Genomic DNA, 16,701 nt, shown 5'->3' with positions numbered 1-16,701 from the left:
CCCTGCCGGGTGGTCGCGCCCTACGTGCGCACGGTTGGACCGGTGTGCGCACGGTCGGCGGGTGGGGCGTTGTCGGCGTGCGCACGGTCGGTGGCAGCACTTGCATGCAGTCGTTCGGCATCTCGCAGGATCCGGCTGACGGCGGACCGGCTGCGTCCGAGTTCACGTGCAATGTGTGCGGCGCTCCAACCATCGAGGTAGCGATGTGACAACACCGCAAAGACGGTCGCACGATCGCGACGCCCGCCGGGGTCTTGGTCGCAGATCGACATCGCCAGCGCCTCCAGGTCGATGTCTGAGCTGATCCGATCGTCGAGTGGTTCCTCGACGGGTTCGCAAGGTTCCGGTGGCGAGGCAGGCAGTGCTGCTCGGACAGTCTCGGTCGGGAGTGGTTCGAGGGCGGGTATCCGTGCTGGCGTCTGGGATGTCGCGTCGATGTCGGTGTTGGGGTGGTGTGCGTGCGCCAGAATTAGCAGGGCCAGCGAACTTTGCGTCATGCTTCCCTCGACGATGAGCGGCCACAGCCACGCTTCGCCAGCGGGCACGCCCGCGGTGATCGCGAGGGCGCGTAGCGCGGTGAACGACAGCCAGAACGCCCCGCCGGCGATCACCACGGTCAGGGCGGTCGCAGCGCGACGCGCAGTGAGGGATACGGTGTCGGCGCGTGCGAGCAGCGCAACACCATGAACGGCTGCCAGCAACGCCAGGGGCGGAATGACCGCGACAGTGGCCGCGAGCAAGGGCAGGGCCGTGGTGTGCAGGACGGCTTGGGTCGCGTTGCCGATCACGCTGACTCCGGCGGCGATACAGAGCTCGGTCCAGAAGAAGACGTGCGCACGTTCGGTGCGCACGTCGTCGGTCGTCGGGGGCTGGTTACAGGCGGATGATGGCGATGTCGGTTGCATAGGCTGATCCCCTTGCTTGGGGGCATTGGTGGTCAGAAGTCGCGGTCAGAGGCATTGCTTCACCCGCGGAGGTCCGACGAGCCGAGACCGTCGAGGCCGTGAGGTTCAACATCGGCACCGCCTATCGGCGAACCTCGGCGTCGATCAAGGCCGAAATCGTGGCCGAGCACGGTGAGGCTGGAACCTCCATGACGAGGCGTGAGGAACCGGCGACGGTGTATCGAACGGTGGAGCAGGTTCTGTTGTGCGTCGCCAACGGCCGCACCCCGGCAGTACACGAAGCCGTCGCGGCACCGCCGATCGAGACGGTCACGCTGGCGAAGCCGCCGCCACGCCGACCACGGTGACGAGCCGAGACGGACCGATACCCGGTCGCCTCGGGTCGTGCCCGTGCGTCGAGGTGCCGGCTCGCCCCGCAGTGGATCGCCGCAGTCTGTGGTGAATTGCGAGGGTGGAGATCGGGTGCGGCCGCGTCGCTGCTGAGGTCACTCGGGCTGGAACTGGAAACCAATACAGGGGATGGCCGCGGCGGGCACGGGAGGATTCTCGACCGATGACGGAGTGCTCCGCGTGATGGGTTCCTGTCGGGAGGGCCGCAGGGCACTCCCCACTTTGTCCCCACTAATTCGGCCGAACACGCCGTTGTCCACCGTTGTCGATAGTTGTCCAGGATTGTCGTCACGATCCTGTTTCACCAGGTCAGAACGATGATCCGATGTCCGATTTGTTGTTTGCCGTTGTCTGTGGTAGTCCGTTCCATCTGCACCGAGAAGGTCAGGGGATCGATTCCCCTTAGCTCCACATATGTGCAGGTCAGACCATATTTTTCGTCTGATTTGCGGGCTATGTGGTCACCAGTAAGTCCCCACTAATTCAAATGGCGAGTGTCCGGCGGGGTTCGAGTTGGGCAGCGTATTTCGAATGGATTCGCGAGCGGTCTGATTCCGCTATCCGGTCACCGCTCGGTTGAGGACATCGGCGGCGGCCTTGTGTGGGCGTCCGCGTGCCATGTAGTGGCGTTGGGTCATCGCGGGGTCGACGTGGCCGAGGACATCGGCAGTGACACGGGCCGACAGGCCGGCGTCGTCGAGGATGGTGGCCACGGCGTGGCGGAAACTGTGTGGGGTGATGTCCTCGGCGAACCCCAGGGCTTCACGGACACGCTGCCAGCCGTGTCCGACGTTTTGCGGGTCACGCAATGTCCCCACGGCCGAGGGGAACACCAGATCCAGGACCTCGATTCCGGGGTCCGGAGGAGAAGCCGGTCGCCGGTTCGCCACCGCGGCTTTGCGGCGTTTGAGCATTTCCACCGCGAACTCGGGCAGTGCGATGGTGCCGGTCCGGTTCTTCGGGTCATCTTTCCTGGTCACACGGACCAGTCCTTTGCCCGCGACGCGGACGAGTTTTCCGGTGGGACGCAGGGTCGCTGCGTCGAGGTCGATGTCGGTCCACAACAGTGCGAGCATCTGGGAGCGGCGCAGGCCGGTGGCGGCGTAGAGGGTGATTATGTCGGCGAGGTCGGCGCTTTCGCAGTAGGCGGCGACGGTGGGTGGGGTGTATGCCTTGACGGGTGTGCCGCGTTCTCGTTCGGCTTTGGCGAGTTGTCGCGGGCACAGGATCTGGGAGGTCCGGACGGCGGAGAGGATGTAGCGCAGTTCGTCGGTGGTGAGGTCGCCGGCGCCGCCGGTGCGGCCCTTGGCTTCGATGTTTTTCGGCATCTGGACTTCGCGGACGGGGTTGATCTCGAGGGGGCTGGTGCGGACTGCGTAGCGGAACATGCCCGAGAGCACGATGCGCCCGGTGCGCATGTTCGAAGGCCCCCTGGCTTTTCCGACGTCGGTGAGGAAGGTTTCGACCGCGGAAGTGGTGACTTCGAACAGGCGCCGGTCACCGAAGGCGGTGTTGAACATTTTGGCGACTTCGTCGTAGCGGGCGATGGTGGATTCGGTGCGGTCTTGTGCGATGAGGCTTGCCCGGTACCGGACCCACAGGTCGCGCACGGTCATGGATGTGGACAGTTCGCCGCTGAGGCCGACGGTGATGACGGCAGCAGCGGCCATGACGGCGTCGAGTGCTCGTTGGCCGGTGCGGTCGGGGATCGGGCGGTTGCGGGAGTCGAGTTTGGTAGGGGAGACACGGATGAGGTCGCGTCGTTTTCCGGAGGAGTCACGGACCCGGACACGCGCTTTCCAGTACCCGGGAGCGAGTTCGGTGAGCATCGGTTTGCCGGGGACCCCGAGGGGCCGGGGTGGTCTACCGCGGGTCATGGGTACACCGATCGAGTCGGTTGTGGGTGGCGGCTGTCTTAGTGTGGTGTGGCAACGAAATCCCTTTCCGCTCGGTGAGTTGGGGGAGGCCGGCGTCGTCTGCGGGTGGAGTTCGGGGTTCAACCTCGCGCAGTGCGCGTCGACCACGCGGCGTCGGTCCACTTGACCGATGCCCGGGAAGGCGACTTCACTGAATGCGCAGCTCTAGCGGCTGCTCCGACCATCACGGCGTCGGCGGCGGTTGACCGTGTGGAGGATTGCTATGTCGCGCGAGAGGCGCCATGACCGTCTACCTGGCCCTCACTAGCGCACCGGGCCCTGAACCCCTGATTCGGCGGCGTCGAGTAAGTCCATCTCGGCGAGAGCGACCACGACTGCCAGACCTGTCACCGCGCCGACGACTGCTCGGTGTGCGCGTCGACGGCCGCCTCGCGAGCGAGGATGAAGGCTCCCGAGCGAGCTGCGGCACCTTTGCGTATGCGTGCTCCCCGGGCGCGCGGAATGAAGCCAGGGTGGGGGAGGTGCAGCTGTCCGGCCTATAGTGCTCCCCGCCCGAGCGGGGATGAAGCCACCGCCGGCCCCATTACAGGCAAGTCATGAGACTGCATGCCGCTGCGGGAGATGCCGATGATGGATCATCTCCGTGTCGTGGGTAGTGTCGAGTTCAGCCAGCATCTGTGCTGAGGGATCGCATCGGCTGTCCGGTGACAGTGAAGATGAGCCACGCCAACCTCGCTGACCTGCGGTGGCCCATTTTGAGTGGCAGGCTCCCCGACCCGATTTGCCATTCAAAGTGAGCCAACTCTCTCCATCGGCCACGGCGAACTGGCTGGTCGGGCTCTCGATGGTCCAGGTTCAGTGGCAAGGCTGCGTCGATGGCTCAGGTGGGTTGGCAATAGCCTATTTTCACTGGCAACGGACATCGGCTGTAGCGTTGCTCAGTGTCGGATCTCACCGATCCGATTGGTGAATTCTGACGTCGCCGGGTGTGGCAGGGCGGGATTGTCGCCAGTTCGCAGCACGCAACAGTGACGGCGGCGACCAGCAGAGTTCCGGGCGAAGATCCGTTGAGACAACGCTCAGCTAAGCCAGCGACGGGCCACTGGCCAGCGATAATCCCGGCGACGTCGATGGTCACCCCAGCCATAATCTCCGACGTGAAAGAAGTCGAGGTCGTCGTCCAGTACGAGCGCGCGACTCTGCACGTCGGCGGGGTGTTCCTGAAGATCGACGCTGAACAGTCGAACACCGACACCAAGGTCGAGGCGATGGCCGGCACCGTTCCCGACTCCGGATGTTCTGTGGCGTAAGCCACCAGTGCTCGCGCTCGCCGCTCTGCCAGGATTGGCACTCGGCGCCTCGGTGAGCAGTCGACCGCATCGCCAGCGGCGTGGGCCGCAGCGGGCGCCACCATACGGAAGCTGCACGACGCGCCGCTACCGCCATGGCCCGGCCGGGGCCTCGACGCGCACGCATCGGAGCGCAACCGCAAATGTGCAGCGCTTACCAGGAGCGGGGTGGCCCCACCAACGTAGTCGCACACAACCGCCGGATAGCCGAGATCGCGCTTCGGCCGTGAACGCCGGCATTCACCCACGGCGACCTCCGGATCTCCCACGTGTTCGTCGAAGGCGATGAGGTCACTGGCGTTAACCGGTCCGAGGCGGCCCAGGGCGATCCCCTGTATGACCTCGCCATCCTGACGCTCGAACACCCGGAACACCTCAGTGACGTCGTCGCCGGTTACGGTGCCGACATCGACCTCAAGGTGATCCGCGCCTGGTGGTCGTTGCCTAGCCTCCTGGGGCCCGCTGGGTGGTTGAGCACGGTTTCGATCCGGCCTCGCCAGGCTGCAAGGTCGACGTGCTGAGAACCCAGGCAATGCGGACTGATCACTCGCAACCAAGATCGCGACGTCAGTATTCGCCGATACAAACATCTTCGGATCTGGGGCGAAGTCAGGATCTACCTATCGGTGACGTCAGAGATCATCGATAGAACCACTATGGCTGGCCTTCTGGGCCGAATGCGGAGGCCCGGCCCGTGATAGCAGGCTTTCCGTAGCAGATCGACGTACGAGCTGGGTGGCGTCGGGAGTGGTTTCAGGGTGCAGCGTCGACTGATTTGGTGGTGTCGTCGGTGTCGGCGTGGACGGTTTTGGTGCCCCAGCCGATGTGGGATTCGCTGCGCATGCGTTCGATCATGTGTGGGTAGTGCAGTTCGAAGGCGGGTCGTTCGGAGCGGATTATGGGGAGTTCATAGAAGTTGTGTCGCGGGGGTGAGCAGGTGGTGGCCCATTCCAGGGAGTTGCCGTGCCCCATGGGTCGTCCACGGCCACGACTTGGCCGTATCGGTAGTTTTTAACACGTTCCACACGAATGTCGTCATCGACGCCCCGAGCAGGAACGATCCGAGGGTGGAGATGGTGTTCAGCGTGGTGAAGCCGTCGGTGGGCAGGTAGTCGGCGTAGCGGCGGGGCATGCCTTCGTTGCCGAGCCAGTGCTGGACCAGGAAGGTGGCGTGGAAGCCGATGAAGGTGGTCCAGAAGTGCAGTTTGCCGAGGCGCTAGTCGAGTAGACGGCCGGTCATTTTCGGGAACCAGAAGTAGATGCCGGCGAAGGTGGCGAACACGATGGTGCCGAAGAGCACGTAGTGGAAGTGGGCGACCACGAAGTAGGTGTCGTGGACATGGAAGTCCAGCGGTGGGCTGGCCAGGATCACCCCGGACAGGCCGCCGAACAGGAAGGTGACAATGAAGCCCAGCGCCCACACCATCGGGGTTTCGAAGGTGAGCTGGCCTTTCCACATGGTGCCGATCCAGTTGAAGAACTTGACCCCGGTCGGGACCGCGATCAGAAACGACATCAGCGAGAAGAACGGCAGCAACACCGCGCCGGTGGCGTACATGTGGTGGGCCCATACTGCCATCGACAGCCCGGCGATCCCGAGGGTGGCATAGACCAGCGCGGTGTAGCCGAAGATGGGTTTGCGGCTGAACACCGGCAGGATTTCGCTGATGACCCCGAAGAACGGCAACGCGACGATGTAGACCTCGGGGTGGCCGAAGAACCAGAACAAATGCTGCCACAGGACCGTCCCGCCCGTGGCGGGGTCGAAGATGTGCCCGCCCAGGCGGCGGTCGAAGGCGATGCCGGCCAGGCCCGGGGAGTGTACGATGTCGGACAGGGGCTGATAGGCGGTCCATCCGAAATCGGCGGCGCCGCCGGGGGTGAGGAATCCCGAGACCGCCATCGTCGCGCCGAATAGGAACAGCCAGTAGCTCAAGGCGTTCAGGCGGGGGAAGGCCACGTCGGGGGCGCCGATCTGCAAGGGCAGGATCGCGTTGGCGAACCCGAACACCGTCGGGGTCGCATAGAACAGCAGCATGATCGTGCCGTGCATGGTGAACAGCTGGTTGTACTGCTCGGGAGACAGGAACTGCATGCCCGGGCGGGCGAGTTCGCCGCGCATCAACAGCGCCATCAGCCCGCCGATGAGGAAGAACGCGGTGGTGGTGACCAGGTACATGATCCCCAGCAGCTTGGGGTCGGTGGTGGTGACGATGCTCCACACCGCTGAGCCCTTGGGTCCGCCGCGGGCAGGGAACGGGCGCGAGGCCTCGACGATGGAGCCTGTTGAGCTGGGACCTGCACCATTTCCACTCCTCACCCGTCACCGGCCGAACCCCAACGGCGATACCCGCTCGATGAGCGCTCAAACGATCGTGCGCGCCTTTACCGGAAATCTGGTGTAGGCTCGGCGCCGCCGGTGTTTCCGAGCAGGGGTCCGGGAACACTCACGAGATAAAGCCACGCAAAGCAGTTACCGCCATCTGGACACGATCACGCTCGCGAATACCCGTGCGACGTACGCGGTGGCGCTGGATCGCCTCGTCGCCGATTTCGGGCCCGATACCGCTGTGGCGCTGCTGGATCCGGAACCGGACCGGGTCAGCGGCTGGTTCACCTATGTGCGGGGTGCCAAGTCGGCCAAGACCTTCAACATCCGGCTGACCGCGCTGGGCTCGGCGTCGGAGTATTGGCGTGAGCAGGGCTGGCTGGCCGGTGATCGCTTATCCGGCTGCGGGCCCGACGTGCGCCGCCGGACACGAGCAAGCATTGAGCCGCGAGCGAGCGGCGTTCATCGTGGGATCGGATGTGCGCTGCGCGAACGGGCGCTGTGGCCATGCTCTATGAGTCCTCGGCGCGTGCTGAGGAGGTGCTGAATCTGGACGTGCCGGATCTCGATGCCGCGAATCGGTGCGCGGTGGTGATCCGTCGCGGTGGTGATCCGCAAAGGATTGCGCGTGAGCTGATCGCGGGACAGACGGATACGACCCACGCCGCGGAGGGCGGGCCTTAACGCCGGTGTTGATGAAGCTGTCCGGGCACACATTGGTGCGCAGCCTGCAAGTACGCGCGGGTCTTCGATGAAGGGCTGCGTCGGTTCCAGGCCGACAGCGACCCGGCCGCGCGCCGCCGCCGGGGTCGCTGTTCCTGCCCTGGTTGAGCGGGTGACGGACGCCGTGTGCCGGGTTCGACGGCAGTCGTGGCGGCGACGCCGGGGGCGGGTTACTACGCGCCCGCGGTGATTGCCGGTATCTCGCAGGGTAAGGCGGGTGTACGGGCGGTTCGGGCTCGTCAGTGGCGGGATGGAAGGACACGTTGATGAGTTCGTCGGACAACCCGGTGCCGGGGGTATACACGCATTGAGCCGCAATCAGGAGAGGTGCCGATGATGCCCAGAGATGCCCCGACCCCGCCGCACGGTCTGCAGGTGAGTACCCCTTTGGTTGCACGCTCGGTGTGGTCGGGTGTGCTGGTCGGTATCGGCACCGCGTCCTTCATCGACGAAACCGTGTTCCACCAGCTGCTGCATTGGCACCACTTCTACGACAAATCGACCACCTCGATAGGGCTGGTCTCAGACGGATTATTCCACGCGTTCGGGTTCTTCGCGGTGGTGATCGGGTTGGTGATGGTCGCCGATCTCATCCGTCGCGCAGGGTTGTCGAAGTACGGCTTGGCCGCTGGGATCTTCCTCGGACTAGGTGTGATGTCCAGGGAGGTTGTCCCGCTCCCCGCGGGTAAGTCGATGTGACAGGCGAAGGCCCCCGGTAGTGAAGTGGAGCTGTCTAGGAACCGCTTCACCACAACCCGGAGGCCTTCGTGTCCCACGCTAACGCAGCCCTGACTCCACGAGCACGACTACGCCTGGCCCAACTGATCGTCGACCGCGGCTGGACATACACAGCAGCAGGCAAGCTGTTCATGGTGTCTGCGCGGACGGCCGGGAAATGGGCCGACCGCTACCGCGTCGAAGGCCCGACCGGGATGGTCGACCGCAGCTCACGACCAACCACACAACCGAACAAAACACCACCACACCTGGTGCGACGCATCGTGGCATTGCGTTGGCGGCACCGGTTGGGTCCGATCTAGATCGCGGGCCGACTCGCGATGCCGGCCTCGACCGTGCACGCAGTACTGGTTCGCTGCCGAATCAACCGTTTGTCGCGCATCGACCGTGTCACCGGTGAACCGCTGCGCCGCTACGAACATGCCCACCCCGGCTCGATGATCCACGTCGATGTCACCAAGTTCGCCAACATCCCCGACGCCGGCGGGCACCGTTACCTGCACCGCGCCCAGAGCAAGCGAACCGGGGAACGCGGCGCCGCTTACCGGCCCGTCATCGGCACGGCTTACGTCCATACCGTCATCGATGATCACTCCCGCCTGGCCTACGCCGAGATCTGCACCGACGAGAAGGCGGTCACCGCGATCGGGGTACTGCAACGCGCGGTCACCTGGTACGCCGAGCGGGGTGTCACCGTCGAGAAAGTATTGTCCGACAACGGATCAGCCTATAAATCACATGCCTGGCGTGATGCCTGCACCGAGCTCGGGATCAGGCATAAACGGACCCGTCCCTACCGGCCGCAGACCAACGGCAAGATCGAGCGATTCCACCGCACTCTGGGAGAGGGCTGGGCTTATGCCCGGCTCTACGATTCGACCGAACAACGCAACACAGCACTACCGGGCTGGTTGCACTTCTACAATCACCATCGAGCCCACTCCGCGATCGGAGGTCGGCCACCGGTCACCCGACTGACCAACCTCCCTGGACATCACAACTAGGCGACTGGCGGTGACCTTTGTCTCGGGTTCCGCGATGGGAATGGGCCGTCGATCCCGGCGCTGTCGCAGGTCGGCGTACAGATTACATGCTCGCAACCCGTGTCGGTGATAGTTTTATCGATCCGCCGTCCTAGTGGCCTCGGCCGTCCAGGCAAGGGGATTTACTGCGTCGAATTACATCCCGCCGCGGAACCCGGGACAAAGTCACTGCGGCCGGTGGATCGTGGAGCAGACTTGCGCCCGCTCCCCCGGTACCGGCGCCTGGCCATCCGGTGGGCGCGCCGCATCGACATCCATTACGGATTCCTGAATCTCGATGCCGCACTGATCTGATGGCGACGGCACAGCAACCGCACCGACAGAAGCTATTAGCCTGCGCCAGAAGGTCATCCGGACACGAACCCGAGAATGAGCGGCCCCCGACAGCACGTACAGCCCTCCCCACTCCCCCTTGAACACCAACCTCGGGCTGTGTGGTGAGGGCTGGCTATTCCCGGCGGCTTCACTGGGAGTTGCGGTTCGCTAACCACCACAATCATCCGTCACATAGGTCCGCTGCGAAACTCCCTGCATCGCAACGTGTCTCGGTGACACATGCAGATTCACGCTAGGAGCTATGAGGACCGGTACCCGAACTCGAATGCCGCCGAAGCTCCGTACGATACCAGCGGTGGCCCACCGCAGATACTGCGCGCGGCATGTTTGGCGGTGCGCGCGAACGTTGCTGTTGAGCATCTTCACCGACGGCGGACTTACTTCGCAATCAGCACCGCGTCGGCACGTACACAGGCTGGTGAGCCGGATCGCCCACCGCAGTCGGGACTGCGCAACTGGCCAAGCACTTCGCCAAATCAGGTATTGCGTAATGGCCACGTCATCACCATCTCGTACCCAAGTGTCTGTGTGGCATGCTCGACCCCACTCTGCAAGTCGACAAATGTAATGAGCGTAGTTTTCTGTGGACTGATGTCGACAAGCGTCCGGGCGACTTCGGCGGAAAGCCCAGTGAAAATAACCTCCGCACCCAAAAGCGCACATGCTTTTACTGCTGTGATCAGATGGGCAGCAACGTCGAGATCGATCGACGGCAGTCCGGTGATATCGACGACGGCGGCCTGCGCCCTCGAATTGCGGATATGCGCCATCAGCTGATTGGTCAAATTAAGAGCCCGGCGATCGTCCAATTCTCCTACGATCGGGACTACCAGAAGCCCTGGGATCAACTGCAGTACCGGAGTCGGGAGTTCGCTCACCGCCCTCTGCTGCTCGCGATTCGAGTGCTCGCGTTTGGCGAGGTAGATGTCGGCGGCGAGGCCGATATCGAGGAACACCAGCCTTTGTAGCGCCAGCAGCGTCGCCAACGCACGCTCGGGATCGGAAGATGAGCTGGATTCACAGATCCGGCTCGCAGCAGAGCAAAGAAACCGATTGTACGCGCCGAGAAGCCATGTCGGCTTCACGCCGAGTCGCTCGTGACGCGCGGCCATACGCATACGCTCGATGAGATAGTCAGCATCGACGGTTCCCGCCGTCAAACCGGAAAGGTGATCGCTTCGAAGATGTTCGGCCTGTTCCTCAGTGTCGCGCTCAGAAAGAAGTGCGGCAGTGTCCCGGTGTTCGTTTAGGTAGGCGCGGAGTTCGTCGGCGATCTCAGCCATACCGGCTGTCGCGACTCCGCTAAACTGCCGCAGCAATGCCTCGTCTTCATCGGTGAATTCCATTAATCGTTTCCGAGCAGCGACCATGTCATCGGTGGTCACGAGGCCACCGAAGCTTGGCGTTTCCGGGATTTCCGGACCGTGCGTGCCCATTAGAGTCATAACAGCCGCATCCTGTGCGTAGTGTTTTGGCGGATCGTGTCAGACAGCGCATACTCGTGAGCGAAGCCCGTAGGTCACCGTCCCACAGCAGCCTGCACCCCAGAGTGCGCTGGCGGCATAGCGGTCCCGACCCAAGTCGTCCTCATCGCCTGATCGCGCCGGCCACAGTACGTGATCGCCGCTTAGGCCGTTGGTGGCACGTCTGAAGAGGTGGCACGCTGTGAGGCCAGGAAGAAGTGGTCGATGTTGACGACGAGAAAGAGCGCAGTAGCGGTTGTAACCATGTGGCCATGGTCGTCTTCGATGGTGGCCCGAAGGTTCAGTTTGCGACCCTGGCGGGAATGAAGATGGGCGCGGGCGATATACGGGGTGTCGAGTAGAACCGGGGAGAGGTAGTCGATGGAGAGGTGGCGGGTGACGGCGGGTTCTCCCACGGTGTAGAGGAGGAACCCGAACAGGTCGTCGAGGACGGTGGCGACTGCGCCGCCATGGGCGATCGCTGGGGCGCCAACGTGGCGGGAGTCAAACGTGTGACGGGCGTAGACACCTTCCGCGTCACGTCGGACGCTCAACTGGTGGCCGTGCGGATTGGCTGGCCCACAACCGAGGCAATGATCATGATGGGGCGGCAAGTCTTGGCATTCCGGCGGAACCACAGGGAAGAGGGGCGTACTCTCCTCGGCCTCGGACGATACGGATCTTGTGGTATCGGATGTGCGGCTCATGGGTGCTTTCTGCATATGTGTGTCACTGGGTGGTGGCGATAAGGATGTCGCAGTGGGCTCTGCGTGCGAGCTCGGTCGGTGTATCGGACAGCAGCCGGGCCAGCGGAGTCGACCGGCACAAGTCGGCGGTGATGATGAGGTCCGGCGCCGCAGTGGCGGCAAGGCGCAATAGGGCACGCAAAGTGGGTTCGGACAAGATGCGGGTGTCGATGTCGATGGCGCCGTGCGCTAGGGCGTGCTGGCAGGCCGTGCGCAATATCGCTTCGACCGGGTTGGTGCCGCGCAGCCGGTAGGCCTCGGGTCCCAGCCGGTCGAGGTCAACTCCGAGTGTGCGTTCGTCGATGTGGTGGCGGACGCCGACGATAACCAGTCGGGCGTGGGTGGCGTGGGCCAATTCGGCGGCGCGGTCGACCACGCGGTAGGAGCGATCGGATCCATCGGTATCCACAAGGATCGTGCGATAGGCCGTCATGCCGGGCGTCCTTCGCGGGTAGGGGACGTGCGAGAGGCAGGAGCCATCGTGCACGAGGGTTGTGCGCGGCATCGGCGAGTGGTGGGCCCGGGTGCAAGCACAGCCAGCACGATCGCGCCTGCGGCGGTAATAGCAGCCAACACCAGCGCGGCCTCGCCGCTGCCGTGCACGAACGCTGCCTTGGCGTACTCGGCTAGCGGCTGGGCCGCTGGTCCGCCCTTTTCGGCGACCTGCAGGGCGGCGGCCAGGGAATCGGCAACTGGTTCGCGAGCGGACTCGGGCAGGCGGGGTAGGGCGGGCTGGATACGCTGAGTATAGCCAGCGGCCAGCACGCTGCCGGCCACGGCGATCCCGATCGCGGCGCCGATCTCGCGGGCGGCATCATTCACCGCCGCGGCGACTCCGTGTTTGGCCTCGGGGGTGTCGGCGACGATGGCGTAAGTCGCCGGGGCGGTACACAATCCCAGGCCCGCGCTCATGATCAGCAGCGGCCACAGTAGGTCGAGGTAGTTCGCGGCGAGGTCCAACCGGCTCACCAGCACCAGCCCGGCAGCGATGGTGAGGAGGCCAGTCACGGTCATCACCCGCAATCCCACCATGCTCGAGAGCCAAGGCGCGATTACGGAAATCATGGCCAGCGGCGCCACCATCGGCGCCAGCGCCAGGGCCGACGCCAGCGGACCGTATCCGAGAATCAGCTGTAGGTACTGGACCAACAGTAGAAACACCCCAAAGGTGACCAGGAACTGAATGGTCACGGACAGGGAGCCAGCACCGAAGCCTCGGCGTCCGAACAACCGCACGTTTAACAGTGGTGCCGAGATCCGTAGCTCCACGGCCACGAACGCCACCGCCGCCACGACTCCGACACCGGCGGTGACAGCGACGAGCGGGTCGGCCCAGCCGCGTGCGGGAACCTCGATCGCGGCGAACACGATCGCCGCGATCGCGACAGCCACCGTCGCCGCGCCAATTCCGTCCACCGGCGGATGCTCGGGTTGGCGAGACTCCGCGATCGTGCAAGCCAACCCGGCCAGCACAATCCCCGCCACGGTCAGCCCGACAAATACCGATTGCCACGACCACCGCTCAAGCAACATCCCGGCACCGAGAATCCCCAGAACAGCTCCGGATCCGGCGACGCCCGCCCATACCCCCACCGCTCGGCCGCGATGAGCTAGAGCGAAGCCTGCGGTCAGAATCGACAGGGTCGATGGCATCACTAACGCTGCGCCAGCACCGGCGAGTGCGCGTGCCGCGATGAGCCACACCGGGTCGGTCAGCACCAGCGGCAACGCCGAGGCGGCCGCGAACACCGCCAGTCCCGCCACCAGCACCGCGCGGCGCCCATAGCGGTCACCGATGGCTCCGGCGGGCAACACCAGACACGCCAGCACCAGTGTGTAGCCGTCAACGATCCAGGTGAGCTGGGCTTGGGTCGCCCCGGTCGCGACTGCAATCTGAGGCAACGCCGAGTACAACGCCGCCATGGCCGCGACGACCAGCGCCACCCCCAGGCACGATACTGCCAGCACCCAGTATTGGGCCCTGGTCCACCGGGCGATCTCGACAGCGCCCGTCCGGGAAGTGTTCACCGCTGCACCTCCCGCCGTTGTAGATCGATAGTCTCTGTGTGAGACTATTAGTATCATAGTGGGTCGGCGAGCGAGATGACGTCCACGCACGATCAAATTGAGCGATACGAATCGAGGAAAGGGCGGCCATGACAGAGCCGGACTCTGCCGCGGCCGATCCGCGCACCGTAGCCGACGAGCAGGTCGATCCTCGGCTGGCGCGGTCCCGCAACCGGTTGCTCGACGCGGCCAGTCATCTGCTGTCCACCGGCGGGGTCGAAGCGGTCACAGTCGATGCCGTCACCCGCGTGTCGAAGGTCGCGCGCGCCACTCTCTATCGACACTTCGGAAGCACCACCCAACTGCTCGCGGCAACTTTCGAACGGTTGCTTCCCCATGTCGACACACCGACCGGCGACGGGCCCGTGCGCGATCAACTCATCGCGCTACTCACTACTCAGGCGGACCTCGTAGAACAAGCCCCAGTGCAGATGACCACGCTGGCCTGGCTGGCTATGGGAACGATCGGTGACGACCACACCGACCCGGCAGCGGTCACCTCGCTGCGTGCCCGCGTCATCGAGCAATATCGCCAACCGTTCGACCGGATCCTCACCGGCCCCGACGCGCGGGCGATGCTCGGCGAGTTCGACACCACCTTCGCCATCATCGAACTCCTCGGCCCGATCGTGTTCGCGCGCCTCACCGGACTACGCACCATCGATCATGACGACTGCGCCCAACTGGTCGACAACTTTCTCGCTACCCGCCCAAGGGTCGCGGTCGGAAACGGGACCGACCGTCGATCAGTGCCAGTGACCGAATACCCGCCCGTGGATAACGGGTGAGCCGCTTCGAAGCAGGCCGACAAGATCAAGTACCCAGCTCACCGGCGATCCCCTCCACCTAGCGGGTAAGACTGTCGGTTCGGCACCGATCGTCGCCTTCTCGTCAACTCCGGCCCTGGATGCGGGGCACGATCGATTCGTGCTGCAGTCCTGCATCGCAATGTAACTGGCTCAGTTAGGGCTGGCTAACCGAGTTGATGCGCTTCACGATTGAGAGACTCGACTCCGTCCATCTCATGCCCAGCCGTCACCGGCAGGATCCTGGTGGCAACGCGCTGAGATCATTCAGACCGGTGCCGACTCACTACTCGCCGTGTTAGGTGTTAGCTACGCCGCTGATAGCCGTTGGCTGCAGCAACGAGTTCGGCAAAGTTCTGCACGGTTTCGGCAAAGTCGCGAGGTTTTTTTGTCATATGCCGCAGCGGGTTCCTGCCTGGGGCCAGCCCCAACCGATCTGCACCAGATCGCGCAGACTCCATCCACCAGCGACGGGACGGGTGGTGCTATTCGTGTCGAAATTCGCTGGGAGAGCGACCGGTCCATCGCTTGAAGGCGTGCGAGAAGTTCGCGAGGTCGCTATATCCGAGATCGGCAGCTATCTCACTCACCGACATCGATCGGTCGAGTAGCCGCAGCATCGCACGGTCACGCAGAAATGATTCGCGCAACTCGCGAAAGGTGGTCCCCTCCTCGGATAGGCGCCGCTTGAGTGTGCTAGTCGATATCGACAGCTCGTGTGCGACCCAGTCTTTACTCCGCTTTCCAGGATCTTCCTCCAGCAGCCGTCGTACCTTCTCCGAGAAAGACATGGTTTTACTTCGCTGGTCGAGGGTTCGTTGCAGATCCACGATGGCAAGTCGATAGGCGACCGGATCGGAGAACCTGCATACCTCGTTGAGAGTGTCTGCCGGGACACTAAGGAATGACGTCGGAGCGTCGAAGAACAACCGCCCAGCTAGGGCATCCTCATTATCGGCTAGAAAGTTCGGCGCTGACCAGCTCAGATGGAGTGTCACGGTCGGCATATCGCCGGCCAGCATGTCGAGCAGGCGCAGGAGTGCCGACCCGCTATACGCGACGACCAGGCAGTTCAGCGCCGAATCGCCTGTGTGCGCGGCGAGCCCGACGGTGAGTCCCTCGTCACTTGGGTGGAACTGCGGACTGAGAGCCGTCGAGATCAAAGGCAGATAGGTGAGCAGCTCCACGATCTCAGCTACCGAGCCTGCGCTGACCAGCGGAAAACTCAATGGGCCGAAGGACGTCAACTGAGCTTGTTCGGCGAACGCGAAGCCGAGCGAAGTTGCCTGGTCGACATCGAGTGCAGGGTAGACCTCGCGAAACCACCGTATCGGGGCCTGGATATTGCGTTGGATCAACGTCGTCTCGTCAATTCCTTCGCGAGCCATGATGTCGCGAAGCCGAGCGGCGGCGTCCGGGTCGAGCGCTTGGCTCTCGAGCAGTTGCACGAACATGAGCGGAGGCACGCCCTCGTCGTTGAGGTTCACCATGGTCTCTCTGAGCCGAATTCACAAACTTCTGACTCTGCCGAACATAGCCTCCGAACCCGTGTTCGACAACACTTGGACCAAGTCACATTGAGGACAACGCATCGAGGAGTTGGCTATGGCAGTTGTCACCTTTGTCTCCCACGACGGCGAGAAGCACGAGGCGCCGATCGAGGAAGACCAGTCGCTGATGCAGGTCGCGACCAACAACGCTGTGCCCGGCGTCGACGGGGACTGCGGAGGCGAAGCTGCCTGCGGCACCTGCCATGTGGTTGTCGATCCGCAGTGGATCGAGCAGGTCGGGCGTTCCGGCGCCGATGAGGAGGAGATGCTCGCGATGAACCCCGAGCGCCAGCCGACCTCCCGGCTGTCGTGCCAGATGATGGCATCGACGGCTTGGGATGGCTTGATCGTCCACCTACCCGAGTTCCAGATGTAACGG

The 16,701-nt window shown here is 63.9% G+C and carries 14 protein-coding genes and 2 pseudogenes; 8 read left to right on the top strand and 8 right to left on the bottom strand.

The features are described 5' to 3' along the window. Positions 1-20: 20 nt before the first annotated feature. A complete protein-coding gene (locus EL493_RS23385) occupies positions 21-851 on the bottom strand; it encodes a DUF2637 domain-containing protein (protein ID WP_019050220.1) in 831 nt (276 codons plus the stop codon). A 152-nt stretch (positions 852-1,003) separates the two neighbouring features. Here EL493_RS23385 and EL493_RS23380 point away from each other — a divergent pair, with 152 nt between their 5' ends. Next, a complete protein-coding gene (locus EL493_RS23380) occupies positions 1,004-1,252 on the top strand; it encodes a hypothetical protein (RefSeq protein WP_019050219.1) in 249 nt (82 codons plus the stop codon). Between the two features lie 600 nt (positions 1,253-1,852). On the opposite strand, the gene EL493_RS23375 is transcribed toward EL493_RS23380, so the two are convergent. Then, positions 1,853-3,124 carry a site-specific integrase gene (locus tag EL493_RS23375; protein ID WP_232017344.1) on the bottom strand — a complete coding sequence of 424 codons (1,272 nt, stop codon included), beginning with the start codon at positions 3,122-3,124 and terminating at the stop codon, positions 1,853-1,855. Between the two features lie 1,178 nt (positions 3,125-4,302). On the opposite strand from EL493_RS23375, the gene EL493_RS32780 reads away from it, so the two are divergent. Next, positions 4,303-4,482, top strand: coding sequence for a hypothetical protein (locus tag EL493_RS32780; protein WP_022565737.1), 180 nt, complete (start codon positions 4,303-4,305; stop codon positions 4,480-4,482). Between the two features lie 308 nt (positions 4,483-4,790). Then, positions 4,791-5,042 carry a hypothetical protein gene (locus EL493_RS32775; protein WP_022565736.1) on the top strand — a complete coding sequence of 84 codons (252 nt, stop codon included), beginning with the start codon at positions 4,791-4,793 and terminating at the stop codon, positions 5,040-5,042. Positions 5,043-5,274: 232 nt separating this feature from the next. On the opposite strand, the pseudogene EL493_RS23365 reads toward EL493_RS32775, so the two are convergent. Further along, positions 5,275-6,799: pseudogene (locus EL493_RS23365) on the bottom strand (cytochrome c oxidase subunit I). Positions 6,800-7,046: 247 nt separating this feature from the next. Here EL493_RS23365 and EL493_RS23360 point away from each other — a divergent pair. The 3 genes and pseudogenes from EL493_RS23360 (at position 7,047) to EL493_RS23345 (ending at position 9,315) form a co-directional block, all read left to right on the top strand. Beyond that, entirely contained in the window at positions 7,047-7,397 is a 351-nt protein-coding gene (locus EL493_RS23360; protein ID WP_022565734.1) for a hypothetical protein, read from the top strand. 551 nt (positions 7,398-7,948) lie between these two features. Continuing rightward, positions 7,949-8,272, top strand: a complete 324-nt coding sequence (locus EL493_RS23350) for a DUF2243 domain-containing protein (RefSeq protein WP_197724355.1) — start codon at positions 7,949-7,951, stop codon at positions 8,270-8,272. Positions 8,273-8,340: 68 nt separating this feature from the next. Continuing rightward, positions 8,341-9,315: pseudogene (locus tag EL493_RS23345) on the top strand (IS481 family transposase). Positions 9,316-10,166: 851 nt separating this feature from the next. On the opposite strand, the gene EL493_RS23340 reads toward EL493_RS23345, so the two are convergent. The 4 genes from EL493_RS23340 to EL493_RS23325 form a co-directional block, all read right to left on the bottom strand. Then, positions 10,167-11,075 carry a protoglobin domain-containing protein gene (locus EL493_RS23340; RefSeq protein WP_162178105.1) on the bottom strand — a complete coding sequence of 303 codons (909 nt, stop codon included), beginning with the start codon at positions 11,073-11,075 and terminating at the stop codon, positions 10,167-10,169. A 242-nt stretch (positions 11,076-11,317) separates the two neighbouring features. Beyond that, the gene (locus EL493_RS23335) at positions 11,318-11,860 is read right to left on the bottom strand and encodes a PaaI family thioesterase (protein ID WP_051719635.1); all 543 of its coding nucleotides are present in this window, start codon (positions 11,858-11,860) and stop codon (positions 11,318-11,320) included. 22 nt (positions 11,861-11,882) lie between these two features. Continuing rightward, entirely contained in the window at positions 11,883-12,332 is a 450-nt protein-coding gene (locus EL493_RS23330) for a universal stress protein (protein WP_022565929.1), read from the bottom strand. Further along, on the bottom strand, positions 12,329-13,927 hold the full coding sequence (locus EL493_RS23325) for an MFS transporter (protein ID WP_019050193.1): 1,599 nt from the start codon (positions 13,925-13,927) through the stop codon (positions 12,329-12,331). The genes EL493_RS23330 and EL493_RS23325 overlap by 4 nt, the downstream gene beginning before the upstream one ends. A 128-nt stretch (positions 13,928-14,055) precedes the next feature. Between EL493_RS23325 and EL493_RS23320 the strand changes: the two genes are divergently transcribed. Continuing rightward, on the top strand, positions 14,056-14,754 hold the full coding sequence (locus EL493_RS23320; protein WP_019050194.1) for a TetR/AcrR family transcriptional regulator: 699 nt from the start codon (positions 14,056-14,058) through the stop codon (positions 14,752-14,754). A gap of 503 nt (positions 14,755-15,257) precedes the next feature. Here EL493_RS23320 and EL493_RS23315 read toward each other — a convergent pair. Beyond that, a complete protein-coding gene (locus tag EL493_RS23315; protein WP_030204276.1) occupies positions 15,258-16,259 on the bottom strand; it encodes a helix-turn-helix domain-containing protein in 1,002 nt (333 codons plus the stop codon). A gap of 118 nt (positions 16,260-16,377) precedes the next feature. On the opposite strand from EL493_RS23315, the gene EL493_RS23310 reads away from it, so the two are divergent. Next, a complete protein-coding gene (locus tag EL493_RS23310; protein ID WP_019050196.1) occupies positions 16,378-16,698 on the top strand; it encodes a 2Fe-2S iron-sulfur cluster-binding protein in 321 nt (106 codons plus the stop codon). Positions 16,699-16,701: the final 3 nt, after the last annotated feature.

Source organism: Nocardia asteroides (assembly GCF_900637185.1).
Classification (GTDB): domain Bacteria; phylum Actinomycetota; class Actinomycetes; order Mycobacteriales; family Mycobacteriaceae; genus Nocardia; species Nocardia asteroides.
The sequence above is the reverse complement of the archived record's forward strand: the minus strand, read 5'-3'. Positions and strand labels throughout refer to the sequence as shown.